This is a genomic window from Pseudooceanicola sp. LIPI14-2-Ac024 (assembly GCF_042188925.1).
Classification (GTDB): Bacteria; Pseudomonadota; Alphaproteobacteria; order Rhodobacterales; family Rhodobacteraceae; genus Pseudooceanicola.
On record NZ_CP170102.1, the window covers coordinates 1,136,117 to 1,152,786 of the forward strand.

16 protein-coding genes are annotated in these 16,670 nt (G+C 69.0%); 10 read left to right on the forward strand and 6 right to left on the reverse strand.

Features of this window, described 5'->3' with window-relative positions; all coding sequences use genetic code 11:
- Positions 1 to 20: 20 nt before the first annotated feature.
- The gene (locus ACE2AC_RS05545) at positions 21 to 3,071 is read left to right on the forward strand and encodes a trypsin-like peptidase domain-containing protein (protein WP_375691118.1); all 3,051 of its coding nucleotides are present in this window, start codon (positions 21 to 23) and stop codon (positions 3,069 to 3,071) included.
- A 4-nt stretch (positions 3,072 to 3,075) separates the two neighbouring features.
- On the opposite strand, the gene ACE2AC_RS05550 is transcribed toward ACE2AC_RS05545, so the two are convergent.
- Together ACE2AC_RS05550 and ACE2AC_RS05555 are read right to left on the reverse strand one after the other, a co-directional pair.
- Positions 3,076 to 4,035: a nickel/cobalt transporter gene (locus ACE2AC_RS05550; protein WP_375691119.1), complete on the reverse strand. Its 960-nt coding sequence runs from the start codon at positions 4,033 to 4,035 to the stop codon at positions 3,076 to 3,078.
- Positions 4,032 to 4,679 carry a DUF1007 family protein gene (locus tag ACE2AC_RS05555; protein ID WP_375691120.1) on the reverse strand — a complete coding sequence of 216 codons (648 nt, stop codon included), beginning with the start codon at positions 4,677 to 4,679 and terminating at the stop codon, positions 4,032 to 4,034. Before ACE2AC_RS05555 ends, ACE2AC_RS05550 begins: the two co-directional genes overlap by 4 nt.
- A gap of 198 nt (positions 4,680 to 4,877) precedes the next feature.
- On the opposite strand from ACE2AC_RS05555, the gene ACE2AC_RS05560 reads away from it, so the two are divergent.
- The 6 genes from ACE2AC_RS05560 to metG all read left to right on the forward strand — a co-directional run bounded on the left by ACE2AC_RS05560 (position 4,878) and on the right by metG (position 11,472).
- Positions 4,878 to 5,843, forward strand: coding sequence for a cyclase family protein (locus ACE2AC_RS05560; RefSeq protein WP_375691121.1), 966 nt, complete (start codon positions 4,878 to 4,880; stop codon positions 5,841 to 5,843).
- Between the two features lie 49 nt (positions 5,844 to 5,892).
- A complete protein-coding gene (locus ACE2AC_RS05565) occupies positions 5,893 to 6,795 on the forward strand; it encodes an alpha/beta fold hydrolase (protein WP_375691122.1) in 903 nt (300 codons plus the stop codon).
- The gene (locus tag ACE2AC_RS05570) at positions 6,788 to 7,429 is read left to right on the forward strand and encodes a TIGR02453 family protein (RefSeq protein ID WP_375691123.1); all 642 of its coding nucleotides are present in this window, start codon (positions 6,788 to 6,790) and stop codon (positions 7,427 to 7,429) included. Before ACE2AC_RS05565 ends, ACE2AC_RS05570 begins: the two co-directional genes overlap by 8 nt.
- A gap of 137 nt (positions 7,430 to 7,566) precedes the next feature.
- Positions 7,567 to 8,799 carry an MFS transporter gene (locus ACE2AC_RS05575; protein ID WP_375691124.1) on the forward strand — a complete coding sequence of 411 codons (1,233 nt, stop codon included), beginning with the start codon at positions 7,567 to 7,569 and terminating at the stop codon, positions 8,797 to 8,799.
- A 72-nt stretch (positions 8,800 to 8,871) separates the two neighbouring features.
- Positions 8,872 to 9,621, forward strand: coding sequence for an SDR family NAD(P)-dependent oxidoreductase (locus ACE2AC_RS05580; RefSeq protein ID WP_375691125.1), 750 nt, complete (start codon positions 8,872 to 8,874; stop codon positions 9,619 to 9,621).
- Between the two features lie 135 nt (positions 9,622 to 9,756).
- A complete protein-coding gene (metG, locus tag ACE2AC_RS05585) occupies positions 9,757 to 11,472 on the forward strand; it encodes a methionine--tRNA ligase (protein WP_375691126.1) in 1,716 nt (571 codons plus the stop codon).
- 35 nt (positions 11,473 to 11,507) lie between these two features.
- Here the strand turns inward: metG and ACE2AC_RS05590 are convergent, their stop codons facing one another.
- The gene (locus ACE2AC_RS05590; protein WP_375691127.1) at positions 11,508 to 12,077 is read right to left on the reverse strand and encodes a hypothetical protein; all 570 of its coding nucleotides are present in this window, start codon (positions 12,075 to 12,077) and stop codon (positions 11,508 to 11,510) included.
- 143 nt (positions 12,078 to 12,220) lie between these two features.
- Positions 12,221 to 13,096: a DUF1932 domain-containing protein gene (locus ACE2AC_RS05595; protein WP_375691128.1), complete on the reverse strand. Its 876-nt coding sequence runs from the start codon at positions 13,094 to 13,096 to the stop codon at positions 12,221 to 12,223.
- On the opposite strand from ACE2AC_RS05595, the gene ACE2AC_RS05600 reads away from it, so the two are divergent.
- From ACE2AC_RS05600 to ACE2AC_RS05610, 3 genes are all read left to right on the forward strand, one after another.
- Positions 13,022 to 13,636 (forward strand): amidohydrolase family protein, encoded by a 615-nt coding sequence (locus ACE2AC_RS05600; protein ID WP_375691129.1) that lies wholly within the window; start codon positions 13,022 to 13,024, stop codon positions 13,634 to 13,636. The genes ACE2AC_RS05595 and ACE2AC_RS05600 overlap by 75 nt on opposite strands.
- Complete coding sequence (locus tag ACE2AC_RS05605) at positions 13,629 to 14,273, forward strand: flavin reductase family protein (RefSeq protein WP_375691130.1); 645 nt, start codon at positions 13,629 to 13,631, stop codon at positions 14,271 to 14,273. The genes ACE2AC_RS05600 and ACE2AC_RS05605 overlap by 8 nt, the downstream gene beginning before the upstream one ends.
- 95 nt (positions 14,274 to 14,368) lie before the next feature.
- Positions 14,369 to 15,052, forward strand: coding sequence for a GntR family transcriptional regulator (locus tag ACE2AC_RS05610; RefSeq protein WP_375691131.1), 684 nt, complete (start codon positions 14,369 to 14,371; stop codon positions 15,050 to 15,052).
- 9 nt (positions 15,053 to 15,061) lie between these two features.
- Here the strand turns inward: ACE2AC_RS05610 and ACE2AC_RS05615 are convergent, their stop codons facing one another.
- Together ACE2AC_RS05615 and dctP are read right to left on the reverse strand one after the other, a co-directional pair.
- Positions 15,062 to 15,502, reverse strand: a complete 441-nt coding sequence (locus ACE2AC_RS05615) for a type II 3-dehydroquinate dehydratase (protein WP_375691132.1) — start codon at positions 15,500 to 15,502, stop codon at positions 15,062 to 15,064.
- A 105-nt stretch (positions 15,503 to 15,607) separates the two neighbouring features.
- Positions 15,608 to 16,591: a TRAP transporter substrate-binding protein DctP gene (gene dctP, locus ACE2AC_RS05620; protein WP_375691133.1), complete on the reverse strand. Its 984-nt coding sequence runs from the start codon at positions 16,589 to 16,591 to the stop codon at positions 15,608 to 15,610.
- Between the last annotated feature and the right edge of the window lie 79 nt (positions 16,592 to 16,670).

Below are 16,670 nucleotides of genomic sequence, written 5' to 3' on the forward strand. Positions count from 1 at the left end.
TTATCAATGGGACATTTGAGATGACCGGGAAACTCTCTGCGGAGGACTTCAACCGCATGCTGCTGGATCCGGACGTGCCGGACAGCGTGATCGCCACCTACATCAAGCCGCGGGAGGGCACGCTGGGGTCGTTCGATCCGCAGTTCGAGGCCGATCCCGACCGGGTCGAGCTGGCCGAGCGGGCCGAGAACGCGATGAAGATCGGCAACTGGGTTTGCCGGCAGCGCCGCCGCGCGCGGTTCCGGAACCGGGTGGCGCGGGGCGAGGACCTGCCGGTGATCGTCACCGAGGGGGACAGCTGGATGCAGTTCCCGTTCCTGATCGAAGAGGTGGTCGACCAGCTGGACCCCCACTACCTGATCTGGAGCTGCGATGCCGCGGGCGACACCGCGCGGAACATGATCTTTGACAACCCCGAGTACATGGGCGCGCTGAAGGAACAGGCCGACCACGTGACGGCCTTTGTCTTTTCCGCCGCCGGCAACGACGTGATCGGCGAGGACGCGCAGGGCAATCCGGTGCTGGAGAAGCTGCTCTTCAGCCCCTCGGCCGACCGGCGGACGGCGGCGCAGCTGGTGAACCGCGCGGCGCTCGACGACGTGCTGGACCAGCTGAGGACCGGCTACATGACGGTGGTGCGCACGGTGCGGTCGGACCCGCGGTTTGCCCGGCTGCCGATCCTGATCCACGGCTACGACTATGCCCTGCCGTTCAAGGCGGGCGCGGCGGACAGGCGCAAGCCGATCTACGCGGCCTCGGACAAGTGGCTGGGCCAGCCGATGCAGGCCCGCGGCATCGCCGAGGCCAAGCTCAGGCGCGACATCATCCGCCTGCTGATCGACGCGCTCTACGACATGCTGCAGGAGGTCGCGGATAGCGATCCGCACGTGCACCTCGTCAACGTGCGCGGCACGCTGACCAAGGTGGGCGACTGGGCCGACGAGATCCACGGCACCTCGGACGGGTTCCGGCGGGTCGCGGCCAAGTTCCACCAGGTGCTGCAGCAGGTGATCGTGCCGCGCCCCGCCGTGGCGGGCGGCGCCGAGGCGGGCGGCATGGCGCCGCCGGGCGGGAAGGTCGACATCGACACCGGGCAGCTGAACGTGATGACCCGCGCGATCGAGACGGTGGATCCCGGGTTGATGGGGATCGGCGACGTGAAGACCTTCACCGACGGTTTCCGCGAAACCCGCGAGGCCATCGCCCGGCGCGCCGAGATCGTGATCGACAACGACGATTCCCTGCCCTTCCGGTTCCTGCTGAAGGGGGCCGAGGTTGGGCGCGCGGTGTGCAAGGTCCTCTGCGAGGGCGAAAGCTTCACCGGCGCGGTCGGGGAATGGTACGGCACCGGATTCCTGGTCGGGCCGAACCTGCTGCTGACGAACTACCACGTCATCAATTCCCGCGCCGTGGCAGCCGGGGCCAAGGCGGTGTTCGACTACCACGAGGACGCGCCGGGCAAGATGTCCCCCACCGGGGTCTTCACGCTGGACCCCGACCGGCTATTCATCTGCTCGACCTTCGAAGAGCTCGATTACTGCTTTGTCTGGATCAACGACGCCCCGCACGACACCTACGGCACGATCCCGATCTGGCGCGGGTCGTTCATGGCCGGGCCCCGCTCGACCGCCAACATCGTGCACCACCCGGACGGCAAGCCCAAGCGCACGTCGCTCAAGCAGAACGAGGTGGTGGACCTGGGGCTGAACGACGTGCTGATCCACTATGCCACCGACACCGAGCCGGGCAGCTCGGGCGCGCCGGTCTTTACCGACGAATGGCGGCTCTTTGCGTTGCACCACGCCGCGTCCCGGAAACTGCCGCCCGATCTGCTGGACCGGATCAACGGCCAGCTCGACGTGTCGCGGCGCGATGTCGACACGCTGAACGAGGGGATCAAGACCGCCGCAATCGCCATCGACATCGACCGCCGCGCCCGCAGCGGCGCGGACCAGGCGGCGGCGCGGCAGGTGCAGGCGAACCTGGCCGGCACGGATTCCAAGACCGGGTTCTTCGGCACGCTCGGGCGCGACGGCACCGGCACCGGGTTCGAGGCGGTGGTCAACACCTACCGGGGCGCGCCCGGCGACATCGACGTCGCCTTCTGGAACGTCGAATGGTTCAACCGCCGGTACGAGGAGAAGGCCGACGAGGTCGCCCGCATCATCGCCGACCTGAACCTCGACATCTGGGCCTTCGAGGAGACCTCGCCCGAGGCGACGGCGTTCCTGGTGGCCAAACTGCAGGAGGAATTCGGCATGGCCTTCGACTGGGCCGCGTCGGAACCGGACGCGCCGGGCGGGCGGCAGACCACGACGGTGATCTGGAACCGGCGCACCGTGGCGGGGCGCAGGCTGGACTGGCCCGGCCACGTGCACGACCTGCTGAAGCTGCGCAGCGACGACCCCGACGCGCAGCGGTTCGAGGCGGTCGAGGGCAAGATCTTTGACCGCTATCCGGGTCTGTTCCGGTTCGAGGCGCTGAACCTCGCGCCCGGCCAGCCGGCATTCGACTTCAACCTCGTGCCCGTGCACCTCAAGGCCAGGGCCGAAGGCGCCAAGCGGCGGCGGATGGCCAGCGCGGTGCTGGCCGAGGCGGTGCAGATGACCGAGGGCAGCGCGGTGGCCGAGGAAGACTGGGTCATCGGCGGCGATTTCAACGCCGAACTGGCGACCGGGGAGTTTGCCCGGCTGCAGGGTGCCGGGTTCCGCGCGATGAGCGCGGCGGACGAGAAAGGCGGCGCGATCACATACCTCGGCAACGGGTTCCGGTCGCTGATCGATTCGATCTTCCTGTCGCCGGGGCTGCAGCCGCGCGCCGGGGCGGACGACTTCATGATCGTGGCGCCGGACCGGAAGGATTCGGGCTTCATTGAGCGGGTGTCGGACCACCGGCCGGTGATGATCCGGCTGTCGATCGGAGAGGTCGCGCACCTGGGCGAGGCACCACGGGTGCCGGTGTCGGACGAAGCGCTGCACGGGGACGCGATGCTCGACGCCTTTGTCGCCGAGGCGCGGCGCGATCCGGCGGGGGTCCTGGCCGAACTGGCGCGGCGGCTGGCCGACGCCTGAACGCTCAGAGGAACGGCAGCAGGAGCGAGATCGAGACCGCCGCGATCAGCGCCCCTGCGGCGCCTTCGACCAGCGCCGCGGTACGGGCGACACCGCGGGAATCGACCGCGTCGCCCAGCCGGTCGAGCGCGGCGCCCCGGCTCCAGCTGGCGACCAGCGCGACCAGGATCGTCACGCTCGCGGTGCCGAGCGCCATGGCGAAGGTGCCCGCAATGCCGGCGGGAAAAACTCCCATGGCATGGGTGATGAGCAGCACGAAGACCGCGCCGGTGCAGGGGCGGATGGCGATGACCCCGATCAGCACGGCCGCCTCGCGGACCGATGTGACCTGCGCCGCCGCCTCGGGGCTGGGGCCGTGATCATGGGTGCAGTGCGCGTGGTCGTGGTGATGATGGTGGTCGTGGTGATGATCGTTGTGGTCGTGGGCCGTGCCGCCCTGCCCCAGCCGCAGCAAGCGGCGGGTGGCGCGCAGCACCAGCCAGAGACCCAGCAGAAGGATCGCGACCCACGAGGCCTGGGCAAACAGCGCCTCGGCCGCGCCGGTCAGCTGGTCGCGGCCCCAGCCGAGCAGCCAGAACCCGACGCCGACCAGCAGGATCGCCGAGACCGCCTGCCCAAGGCTCGACAGCAGTGCCAGCACCGCCAGCCGCCGCGCGGTGCCGCGCCCGGCCAGCGCCATGCCACCGATCAGCACCTTGCCGTGTCCGGGACCAGCGGCGTGGAAGAAGCCGTAGGTGAAGCAGATCGCCATCAGCCCGAGGAAGGCGCCCGCCTGCCCCGACTTGAGCCCGCGCAGCCCGCCCGCCATGGCGGTCTGCGCCTCGCGCTGGCCCTGGGCCGCGCTGCGGGCGATGGTGTCGAAGCCGCCGAAGGCAAAGAGCCACACCAGCGCGAGCGCCAGCAGCGCCAGCGGCAGGGCCGCCCAGATGGCGGTGCGCGGCGGGAAGCGGGTCTGATCGCTCATTCGGCCTCACCGCAGCGGACGGTCGCGGTGTCGGCAAAGGCATCGCCGACCTCGGGATAGTCCTCGATCGTTTCGGGGCGCCCCGCCAGTTCCCTTTCGGCGCGGGCGCGGGCGGCGTCGAGGTCGGCGGGCGTGATCGCGACCTCGCAGCCCTCGGGCACCTTGACGCCGCCGGTCAGGTCGTAGCCGGTGTAGAAGGTCGGGTCATAGGCCCGCAGGTCCAGCTGGCGCGGCCCCGGCGCGGCCAGCGGGCGGTAATGATGCGTGGTGATCCGGCCGCCCGCCACCTCGGTCCCGCGCGGTTCGGGCGGGCCAAAGGCCAGCTCTCCGCCCGGGCCGGTCGCGTAAAGGTCGCCGGCATAGCCTTCGACCCACTGCATGTCGAACCCGTCGATCTGGGACAGCTCCTCTGCGGTGAGCTCGCCGTCGTAGTCGGCGTCGAGGCCCATGTCCTCGAAGATCAGCAGCGTATAGAGCTCGTCGTAGGTCCAGGTGACCTCGACCCCCTGCGGCACCCCGGCGTCGTCGGTGACCACGACCAGCGTGGTGTCGACGAAGATGTGCGGATGCGCCTCCACCGGGCCGGCACCCAGTGCGAGCGCGGCGGTCGCAAGCTGTCGGACCGGACGGAGGAGCATTCCCATGTGCCTGCAGTAGCGCGACCATGGCGCCCTGCAAAGTGGGCAAAAGCGTGCGGCGATGTTTTGCCGATGCCCTGCCCCGCGCCTCCCGCGTGGTCGGCGGCCCGCTGCACCGCCGCGTGACTTTACGTCACCCTGCGTTCTAGGCTGGTCGCCAGAGTTCGCGTACCCCGCGCGGGCCGTCCCGAGGGAGGAGACATCATGAACGTGACGTGGAACCCGGCCGCGGCCGGCATTGCGGCCCTGTGCTTGATGGCCAGCGCGGCGCTGGCGCAGGACGCCGACATGAGCTGGACCGAAAGCCCGTGGGGCCCGGACGACGAGATCGGCGCCGCCAACCGGCTGAGCCCGGAACTCGCCATGGCCGCCGCCGGGCTGGTGACCGAGGGCAAGGTCTATTCGCTGGGCCTGACGCTCGACCGCGACGTGCCGGCGTTTCCGCCGCGCTCGATGTCGGTGGCGATCCTGCAGCCGGGACAGGTGAACAACGCGGGCCTCGGGCCGACGATGACCACCTACAACGACGATATCTTCATGGGCTGGCTGGGGATCGGCAGCCAGATCGACGGGCTGGGCCACATCGGCGTCGACCACATCTACTACAACGGAAACGACGCCAGCGATTTCGTCATGGGCGACGGGATGACCAAGCTCGGCATCGAGAAGGTGCCGCCGATCGTGGCCCGCGGCGTGCTGCTGGACATGGCGACCTTCTACGGCGAACCGATCGTCACCGAGGGCACCGCCTACACCCGCGAGGACATCGAGGCCGCCGCCGAGGCGCAGGGTGTCGAGATCCGCGAGGGCGACGTGGTGCTGTTCCATTCCGGCTGGCTCGACCTGCTGAAGGAAGAGACCCGCGATGCGGAGCGCTATGGCTCGGTCGAGCCGGGGCTGGGCAAGACCGGGGCCGAGTACCTGGCCGAGATCGGGGTGATCGCGATCGGGGCCGACACCTGGGGGCTTGAGGCGGTGCCTTTCGAGGAGGGCGTCGGCGTGTTCGAGGTGCACCAGATCCTGCTGGCGCACAACGGCATCTACATCCTCGAGAACATGGTGACCGAGGAGATGGTGGCCGACGGCGTGACCGAGTTCATGTTCGTCCTTGGCCATGCCAAGGTGCGCGGCGCGGTGCAGATGATCATCAATCCCGTTGCGATCCGCTGACTTTGCTGCTGTGTTGGCGACAGGGGCCGTCCGCGGGCGGCCCCTTTGCGTGCAGGAGGGGGACGCGATGGAAAGCCGGATGGTCACGCTGAGGGGGCACGAGTTCCACCTGCGCGAATGGGGCGAACGCGATGCGCCCATCCTGTTGATGCTGCACGGTTTTCCCGAATACGGCGGGGCCTGGGCGGATCTGGCGGAACGGATGCTGGACGACTGGCGCTGCGTGGCGCCCGACCAGCGCGGCTATGGCCTGAGCTGGGCGCCGCCCGAGGTCGAGGCCTATCGCGCGACCGAGCTGGCCGCCGACATGGCCGCGCTGATCGAGATGCTGGGCGGCCCGGTGGTGGTGATCGGCCACGACTGGGGCGCCTCGGTCGCCTATGCGCTGGCGATCGCGCGGCCCGAACTGGTGTCGCGGCTGGTGATCCTGAACGGCGTGCACCCCGGCACCATGTCCGCCGCGCTCGCCCGCGACGGCGCCCAGCGCAAGGCATCGCAGTACATGCGGTTCCTGCGCCGCGAGGGATCAGAGGGCGTGCTGGCCGCCGACGGCTACGCCAAGCTGCGCGGGCTGTTCGCCGAGGGCATGGACATGAGCTGGATGGGCCCCGCCGTGCGCGAGGCCTACGTGACGGAATGGGCCCGGCCCGGGCGCCTGCGCGGCATGGTCAACTGGTACCGCGCCACCCGCATGGCGGTGCCGGAACCGGGTGAGCCGGTCGACTACACCCCGCCCCCGGTCGAGAAGCTGCGCATCCGGATGCCGCACCTGCTGATCTGGGGGATGGAGGACAAGGCCCTGCTGCCCGAGGCGACCGAGGGGCTGGAAGACTACTGCGACGACCTGACCCGGGTGGAGATCGAGGAGGCCGACCACTGGCTGGTCCACCAGCGTCCCGGTGCGGTCGAACGTGCGATCCGTGGCTGGCTGGCAGACAAGGCCGATGGCTGAGTTCGACACCTTCATCCCCGGCGCGCGGGACTTCCTGGCGCGGCTGAGGGCCGAGAACACACGTGACTGGTTCACCGCGCACAAGGCCGAGTACGACGCCACGATCAAGGACCCGGCCGAACGGTTGCTGGCAGAGATGGCCCCGCGCCTGGCCGCGATCACCGGGGCGGAGGTGAAGCAGAAGCTGTTCCGCCCACAGCGCGACATCCGGTTTTCCAAGGACAAGACGCCCTACAAGGATCATTGCCACGTCCTCTGGCACGCGCCTGCGGGCTCATCGGTGGGCTACTTCTTCGGGGTCTCGCCCGACTACCTGCGGATCGGCGCGGGGGTGATGGAGTTTTCGAAGGGCACGCTCGACGCCTGGCGCGCGATGGTCGCTGGACCCGACGGCGCGGCGCTGTTGGCGGAGCTGGCGGCGCTGGAGGCCGAAGGGTTCGACGTCTCGGAGCCGCAAATGAAGCGCGTGCCCGCGCCCTATGACAAGGACGATCCGGCCGAGGCGCTGCTGCGGCGGAAGTCGCTGACGGTCTGGGCCGATGCCACCGAGCCGGTGGCGGACCTGCCGGGGCTGCTCGAGGCGCGGTTCACGCGGTTCGCGCCGCTCTGCGCAATGCTGGCGCGGGTGGCCTGAAGGGCATATCGCCACTTCGCCACGCCACCGATCCTCCGCGACCCCGCGCTGCTACCCATCTGAAATGTTGCTCGTTTCCGACCGGATCGGTCGCGGACCGGCTGGCGGCGGCGGGCGAATGCGCCCACACCTGCGGCATGCGCCTGATGTTCACCCTCGCCCCGCTCTTCCTCTCGGTCGTGTTGCTGCAACTTTCGACCGGGGGTGTCGGGCCGCTCGACGCGCTGTCGGGGATCGAGCTGGGGTTCACCACCGGGCAGATCGGCCTGCTGGGATCGGCCCATTTCGTCGGCTTCTTCATCGGCTGCTGGTGGGCCCCGCGGCTGATGGGATCGGTCGGCCATTCCCGCGCCTTCTCCGCCTTCACCGCGACCGGCGCCATCGGGCTGCTGGCGCACATGCTGATCATTGATCCCTACGCTTGGGCGCTGATGCGCGTGGCCTCGGGCCTCTGCGTCGCGGGCTGCTACACGGTGATCGAGGGCTGGATGATGGCGCGCCTGACGAATGCCGAACGCGGGCGGGTGATGGGGGGCTACCGGCTGATCGACATGGGCGCCTCGCTCGCGGCGCAGACGATGATCGGCTTTCTCGCGCCTGCCACCTACGTGTCGTACAACATCCTCGCCATCCTCTGCTGCGCGGCGATCTTTCCGCTGACACTCACGAAATCCGAACAGCCCGCGATGACCGCGCAGCCGCGCCTGCGCCCCGGGCTGGCCTGGACCCGTTCACCGCTGGCGGTGGCGGCGGTCATCGTCTCGGCCCTGTCGGCGGCGACCTTCCGGATGATTGGGCCGCTCTACGGTCAGGAGGTCGGGCTGGCCGCCAACCAGATCGCCGGGTTCCTGTCGATCTACATCCTGGGCGGTGCCATCGCGCAGTTCCCCGCCGGGTGGCTGGCCGACAAGTTCGACCGCCGCTGGGTGCTGATCTGGATCTCGGCCGCCGCCATCGTGAGCTGCCTGCTGGCCGCCACCACCTCGGACGGGTTCGCGATGGTCATGCTGAACGCGGCGCTTTTTGGGTTCACCACCTTCCCTGTCTATTCCATCGCCGCCGCCCACGCCCACGACTTCGCAACCTCGGAGGAGCGGGCCGAGCTGTCGGCCGCCCTTCTCTTTTTCTACGCGCTCGGCGCCATCGCCGCGCCCTGGACCGCCTCGCAACTGATCGCGGCCTACGGACCGGGCGCGCTCTTTGCCATGGTCGGCGCGGGGCACGTGGTCCTGCTGGTCTTTGGCCTCGTGCGGATGCGGGTGCGCCCGACGCGCGAGGCGCGGACACCCTATGTCTGGGCGCCGCGCACCTCGTTCTTCATCGGGCGGCTCTTCCGGCAGGCGCGCGACCGCGAGGACGGGACTACGTGACCTTACGTCCTTGGACTGCCCCGGCACGCTGACTATCTCGGGGTGAGGGAGAGCAATCGAAGGAGAGTTCCCATGGATATTCGTTTCGACGGCAAGACGATCATCGTCACCGGCGCCGCGTCGGGCATCGGGCATGCCATCGCCACGCGGCTGGCGGAGAGCGGCGCGACGGTCGTGATCTCGGACATCGCGCAGGAGGCGGCCGAGAAGGCCGCGGCCGAGATCGGCCACGGCGCGCTGGCCAAGGGCGGCGACGTGTCCAAGCCCGACGACGTGCAGGCGCTGGTGGATTTCGCCGTGGCCGAGACCGGCGGGCTCTACGGCATCGTCAACAACGCGGGCATCGGCGGCGCGCAGGCACCGACCGGCGAGTACCCGATCGACAGCTGGGACCAGGTGATCGGCGTGAACCTGACGGGCGTGTTCCTGGGCACCCGCGCGGCCATCGCGGCAATGAAAAAGGGCGGACAGGGCGGCGTGGTGCTGAACATCGCCTCGATCCTCGGGTCGGTCGGGATTGCCGGCTCGGTCGCCTATGTCGCGGCCAAGCACGGGGTCGTCGGCCTGACCAAGAGCGCGGCGCTGGAACATGCGGCGGACAACATCCGGGTGAACGCCATCGGCCCCGCCTTCATCCACACGCCGCTGATCGACAAGCACATGGACCAGGCCACGCAGGACGCGCTGGCCGGCATGCACGCGATGAAGCGGCTCGGGCAGCCCGAGGAGGTCGCCGACCTGGCCGCCTACCTGCTGTCGGACAAGGCGAGCTTCATCACCGGGTCCTATCACCTGGTCGACGGCGGCTATACGGCGCAGTAGCGCGCCGGGGACGGATGCGGCGGGCCGCGCCCCGGCGGGTGCGGCCCGTTCGCGTTCCCGGACGACCGCCCCCTCTGGCCCTCCGCGCCCGAGAGCGCTAAACGGGCGCAACACCTGAACAACGCGCGGCGGATCATGGCACGGCATCTCATCACCTCGGCCATCCCCTACATCAACGGGATCAAGCACCTCGGGAACCTCGTCGGCAGCCAGCTGCCGGCCGACCTCTATGCCCGCTACCTGCGCGGCCGGGGGCACGAGGTGCTGTTCCTGTGCGCCACCGACGAACACGGCACGCCGGCCGAACTGGCCGCGGCCAAGGCGGGCAAGCCGGTGGCCGAGTACTGCGAGGAGATGCACGGCATCCAGTCCGAGATCGCCAAGGGGTTCCGTCTGTCTTTTGACCATTTCGGACGCTCGTCCTCACCCCAGAACCACCGGCTGACCCAGCATTTCGCCGGGGTGCTGGCCGAGAAGGGGCTGATCCGCGAGGTGTCGGAGACGCAGATGTATTCGCCCACCGACGGGCGCTACCTGCCGGACCGCTACATCGAGGGCACCTGCCCCAACTGCGGCTTCGAGAGCGCGCGCGGCGACCAGTGCGACAATTGTACAAAGCAGCTCGACCCGGTCGACCTGATCAACCCGCATTCGACGATCTCGGGCGCGACCGACCTCGAGATGCGCGAGACCAAGCACCTCTACCTGCGCCAGTCGGCGATGAAGGACGAACTGGAAGCCTGGATCGACGGCAAGAGCGACTGGCCGGTGCTGACCACCTCGATCGCCAAGAAATGGCTGAACGACGGTGACGGCCTGCAGGACCGGGGCATCACCCGCGACCTCGACTGGGGCATCCCGGTCAAGAAGGGCGACGCGGACTGGCCGGGCATGGAGGGCAAGGTCTTTTACGTGTGGTTCGACGCGCCGATCGAATACATCGCCTGCGCGCAGGAATGGGTCGAAGCCGGCAAGGGGGACGACTGGGAACGCTGGTGGCGCACCGACAAGGGCGCGGAGGACGTGACCTACACCCAGTTCATGGGCAAGGACAACGTGCCCTTCCACACGCTGGGCTTCCCGGCCACGATCCTCGGCTCGGGCGAGCCGTGGAAGCTGGTGGATTACATCAAGTCGTTCAACTACCTGAACTACGACGGCGGCCAGTTCTCGACCTCGCGCGGGCGCGGCGTCTTCATGGACCAGGCTCTCGAGATCCTGCCGGCCGACTACTGGCGCTGGTGGCTGCTGAGCCATGCGCCGGAGAGCTCGGACAGCGAATTCACCTGGGAGAACTTCCAGGCCTCGGTGAACAAGGACCTGGCCGACGTGCTGGGGAACTTCGTCAGCCGGGTGACCAAGTTCTGCCGGTCGAAGTTCGGTGAGGTCGTGCCCGAGGGCGGCAGCTACACCGCGCAGGAAGAGGCGCTGATCACCGACCTGTCGGCCAGGATCGCCGCCTACCAGGGACACATGGACGCCATGGAGGTCCGCAAGGCCGCGCAGGAGCTGCGTGCGATCTGGGTGGCTGGCAACGAGTACCTGCAATCCGCCGCGCCCTGGGCCGCCTACAAGGAAGACCCCGAGCGCGCTGCCGCCATCGTGCGCCTGTCGCTGAACCTGATCCGGCTCTACGCCGTGCTGTCGGCGCCGTTCATTCCCAACGCGGCTGCCACCATGCGCGCGGCCTTTGGCCCGGACGTGTCCGACGCCTGGCCCGAGGGCGCCCGTTCGGATTTCGAGGCACTGGCCCCCGGCGCGGTGTTCACCGTGCCCGAGAACCTGTTCGCCAAGATCACTGACGAGCAGCGCGAGGAATGGCAGACCCGGTTCGCCGGTGTCCGCACCTGACCCACGGGCGGGCGGGCCGGCGGCCCGCCCCTGCCCTAGAACAGCATCTCGGCGTTCAGGCCGATGGTGATGGCGCCGATCGGCGCGCCGGTGTCGGGATCGTGGATCGGGACCGACACCTGGCCCTGGTAGCTCTGCGTCGACTCGTCGAATTCGACATCGCCCACCACCATGGTGCCCGCAGGCTTGCCGAAAGAGCCGGTGAACTTCTCTTCGTCGCCCTGCCAGTAGTCCGAGGTGGCACCGCTGGCCGCGACGTTGAGCCCGTGATCGTCCATCACGAAGACCTCGGCGATCACCCCGGCCGAGGCCATCTGCCGCTGACGCAGGAAATCCGCCGCATCGCCGGTCACGACGCCATCGATCGTCGGGCGGACGGATTGCCCGACCTCGGCCCGCCAGCGCTGGTCCATCATGTCGATGTCCTGCGGCGTCAGCGAGGCGTGGCGGCGGTTCTGGGCGCGGATCGCTTCGACCAGCACGGGGTCGGCGATCCAGGTCAGGACCTCGCTTTCGACGTAGCCGCGCATCGAGGGTTCGAAATCGTTCGCCAGCGCGGCGCCGGTCGACAGCAGCAAGGCCGGGGCAAGAAGGAGGGGTTTCATCCGTGTCACCTGTTGGCTGATCCAGTTCGGCGCGGATGATCCCCAAGCCGGTTGCCATGGTCTTAAGCGCAGCAGAGGAATGCCGGAGAAGCCGAGGCCTTTCGATAAAATGCGCTATGTCGGCGCCCGCCCACGCCCGGCGGTCAGCCGGTGGATGCCCCTTTGGACAGACGCAGTTTCACGACCTCGGCGATCGCCCCGCCGAGGTCACCGCCCGCCAGGTCCTCGGCCGAGAGCGCGCCCATCAGGGCCTGCACCCGCGCGATTTCCGAAGCGAGGCCGCCGTTCAGTCCCAGGTCGTTCAGGGTCGCGGCGCTTCCTTCCATCTCGGCGGCGCGGCGGGTGCCGTGCTTGAGCGTGCGTTCGAAGTTGTAGGCGACGTTGCCCGGCCATTCGAGGCCCGGGAAACTGGCCGAGAGGGACGCCAGCACGCGGTCGAAACAGCCTGAGGCCTCGGCCGCCAGCATCGCCTCGACCGTGATCGCCTCGAGCCCCTTCACGAAGAGCGATCGGACCATCTTGATCGCCGTCGCCGCACCCGGTGCGTCCTCGACCACCTCGCCCCGGAAGCCCGCGGCCAGCAGGTCGGCGGCCAGCTCCCCGGCCTCGCGCCCGGCCATCAGGACGGGCGTCGCGTGGCCGCGCGGATGCACCGGGGCCATCACCGCCATGTCAAGGTAACGGGCCCCTGCGGCCTCGACCTCTTCTGCGGTCTGGCGCTTGCGCCCCGGCGAGACAGAGTTGATATCGACAAGGACCTGCCCCTGCACGAGGTGCGGCAGCACCGAGCGGGCGGCGTTGAGCGACTGGTCGGCGGTCACGCAGGAAAACACCCAGCGGACCCCCTCGATCGCGGCACCCGGGCTGACGCCCTGCCGGATCCCGCGCTCGGCCATTGCGGCCGCCATCTCGGGCGTGTCCTTGATGTCGTAGGCCGAAAAGGCGTGCGTGCCGCCGGCGCGCCGGCTGTCGACGAAGGCGCGGCCGGCTTCGCCGAACCCGATGAACGCGATCTGCATGTGATGTCCTCTCTCCCGTCCGGACGGCCCGGCCCGTCGCGGCACGATTCTGCACGGATCCCGGTCGGCGCCTGCCTGCTCCCCCGGGGGCGGGTGCGATGGCGGGACCTGGGCTGGCACGCCCAGTTCTGGTGTGACTGCGCCGCCCTGCCCGACCTGCGCGACCGCATCGCAGCCCTGCCGGTGCCGGTGGTCATCGACCACTTCGGACGCATCCCGACCGACCGCGGCGCCGATGACCCGGGCTTCCTGACGCTGCGCGACATGCTCGTCTGCGACGAGGTGTACTGCAAGATCTTGGGTGCCTACCGGCTGTCGCCGCATGCGCCCGACTATCCCGACCTGCGGCCCTTTGCCGACCGCCTCATCACCGCCGCGCCCGATCGGCTGGTCTGGGGCACCGACTGGCCGCATCCGAACCACGCCGGGACCATGCCCGACGATGCCGACCTTCTCGACCTGCTGGCGGACTGGTGCGACCACGATGCCGATCTTCTCACCCGCATCCTCGTGACCACGCCGGAGCACCTCTATGCCTGATTTCCACAGTTTCCCCCTGGCCGACCTGACCCCGCCGCAGCGCTACAAGCTGCTGTCGGCCATGGTGGTCCCGCGCCCGATCGCGCTGGTCGGCACCTGCAACGCGGACGGCAGCCAGAACGCGGCGCCGTTTTCGTTCTTCAACGTCTTCTCCGAGGATCCGGCGGTCGTGATCCTCGGCCTGCAGGTCGCGCCCGACGGCATGCCCAAGGACACCGCCGTCAACATCGAGCGCGAGGGCGAGTTCGTGGTCAACCTGGTCGACGCGCCGCTGGCCCGGCAGATGAACATCTGCGCAGTCGCCCTGCCCCGCGGCGAGAGCGAGATCGACGCCGCCGGCCTGACGCTGGTCCCCTCGATCATCGTCGCGCCCGGCCGCATCGCCGAGGCCCCCGCCGCGCTGGAATGCCGACGGATCGACACCCTCAGGCTCAGCCCCCGGCGCGACATCGTCGTGGGCGAGGTCAGCCATGTGCACGTCCGCGACGGGCTGATCGACCCGTCGACGCTGAACGTCGATGTCGCGGCCTATGATCCGCTCGGGCGGCTCTTTGCCGGGTTCTACGCGCGGCAGGGCGACCGGTTCGACATGCCCCGGATGAGCCTTGACCAGTGGAAGGCCCTGCAGGACGGCTGACCCGCAGCGCCACCCTGCCCCGGCCTCGCGGCCCATCTTGCAAACCACACCGGAATGTAGGATCAGAGGGCTGATCGTAGGACCAGTGGCGCAAAATGCAGAAAAAGAACTTCGCATCTGACGACAGCAGCGAATCCGTCGGCGACCGTGTCCTGCGGCGGGTCCGCTTCGACATCATCCGGGGCGTTCTTGCGCCGGGCGAACGCTTGCGGCTGGAACGGCTGCGCGACGGCTATGGTGTCAGCGTCACCACCCTGCGCGAGATCCTCGCCCGCCTCGTGGTCGAGGGCTTCGTCGTGGCCGAGGGCCAGCGCGGGTTCGAGGCCGCGCCGGTCTTTGCCGCCGACCTGCGCGATGTCTGCGAATTGCGCCTGCTGCTCGAATGCCACGCGCTGCGGCGGTCGATGGCGCTCGGCTCGCTGGACTGGGAGGCGCATGTCGTCTCGGCCCACCACAAGCTGCAGTCGGTCGAGGCGCGGCTGATGGACGGCAGCCCGTCCTCGGTCGAGCAATGGGTGCAGTACGACTGGGATTTCCACCACGCCACCGTGTCGGCCTGCGACATGCCGGCGCTGATGGCGACCCATTCCAACGTCTTCGACCGCTACATGCGATACCACCTCATCGCGCTCGACTTCCGCGGCAAGCCCGCGGCCGAGGAACATCGCCGCCTGCGCGACCTCGTCGTCGCGCGCGACACCGAGGCGGCGGTCGCCCTGCTCGGCGCGCATGTGCGCGCCGGCATGGAACACGTGCTGGCCACCGGGAAGTTCGCCTGAGGCGCGGCCTCAGCCGCGATCCTCGACCATCTCGCGCAGGATCCGCACCGCGTGGGCGTAGCCCCGCGCGCCGGTGCCCGCCATCACCGCCGTCGCCACCGGCGACACCAGCGAGGTGTGGTACATCGGCTCGCGCCTGTGCACGTTCGAGATGTGGAACTCGATCATCGGGTGCGGGTACATCTTGAGCGCGTCCATCACCGCCATCGAGTAGAAGGTGAAGGCGGCCGGGTTGATCAGCAGCGCAGAACTGTCGTCGATCGCCGCGTGCACCCAGTCGATCAGCTGCGATTCCGAGTTCGTCTGCCGGAACACGATCCCCTCCGGCCCGGCGGCGTCGCGGCAGAGCGCCTCGACCTCGGCCAGCGTGGTGCTGCCATAGATCTCGGGCTCGCGCTGGCCCAGCCGGTTCAGGTTGGGCCCGTTCAGGATGTGGATCGGTTTGCGCATGGGGTATCCTTCCGTGCCGCCCGGGGCGGCTGGCGCAGCGGCGGAGCCGCGGTCTTGCACGTGATCGGGGTGGACCCGCCCGGCCCGCGGGCGGGTCCGGGTCGGTCAGAGGCCGTTGATGCGGTCCAGCATCCCCTCGGGCCAGTCCTTGGACAGGTCCGAGTTCAGGTACATCTCCTGCGCGTGCTGGCGGAAAGCATCGACGTCGGGGGTCGAGATCTTGAGCCCCTCGCTTTCGAAGAACGCGCCTAGCTCCGCCTCGCGGTTCAGGTGCTGCTCGGCGCTCCAGGCGATGGCCTTGTCCGCCGCGGCCTGGAAGGCCTCCTGCTGTTCGGGCGTCATTGCGTCCCAGGCCTGTTTCGAGATCACCAGCAGGTCATAGGCCACCAGGTGCGAGGTCCGCACGATCTGGTCCATCACCTCGTAGAACTTCATGTTCTCGACGTTCGGATACGGGTTGTCCTGCCCGTCGATCGCGCCGGTCTGCAGGCCGGTGTAGACCTCGGCATAGGCCATCGGCGTCGGGTTCGCGCCAAGCGCCGTGCCCAGGAACTGCCAGGCGTCGCCGCCCGGCATCCGCAGCTTGACCCCGGCCATGTCGGCGGGCGTGGTCACCGCCTTGTCCCCGCGCAGGCCGACCTGCCGGGTGCCGAAGTAGGTCGGGCCCAGGATGTGGATGCCCAGCTGGTCCTCGGCCATCGCCTTCATCTCCTGCCCCGCTTCGCTGTCGAAGAAGGTCTGCAGGTGCTCGGCATCCCGGAACAGGTAGGCCGAGGTCAGGATCGAGAACGCCGGGATCTGCTTGGCGATGTCCTGCGGCGCGACGTTGCCCATGCTCAGGTTGCCGCGCTGGATCGCCGTGATCTCGGTCCCCTGCGCAAAGAGCGTGCCGCCGTAGTAGGGCTGAAGGGTGGCGATCTCGGCCACGTCCTCCTTCAGCATCTCCATCATGTCGGCCCGGATGTCCTGCTGCGAGAACACCGCCGAGAAGGTGAGTTCGGGTTTGTCCTGCGCCGCGACCGGCGCGCCCGCGCCGACCATCACGGCAGCGCCCGCAAGCGTGCCCAGCAGGAACCTGCGACTTATCATGGCTTATCCTCCCTGTTTTGCCATACGAAGTTCGAATCGTATGCTGTAACTCATAACGTAGTGTGATTTTGATTGGCAG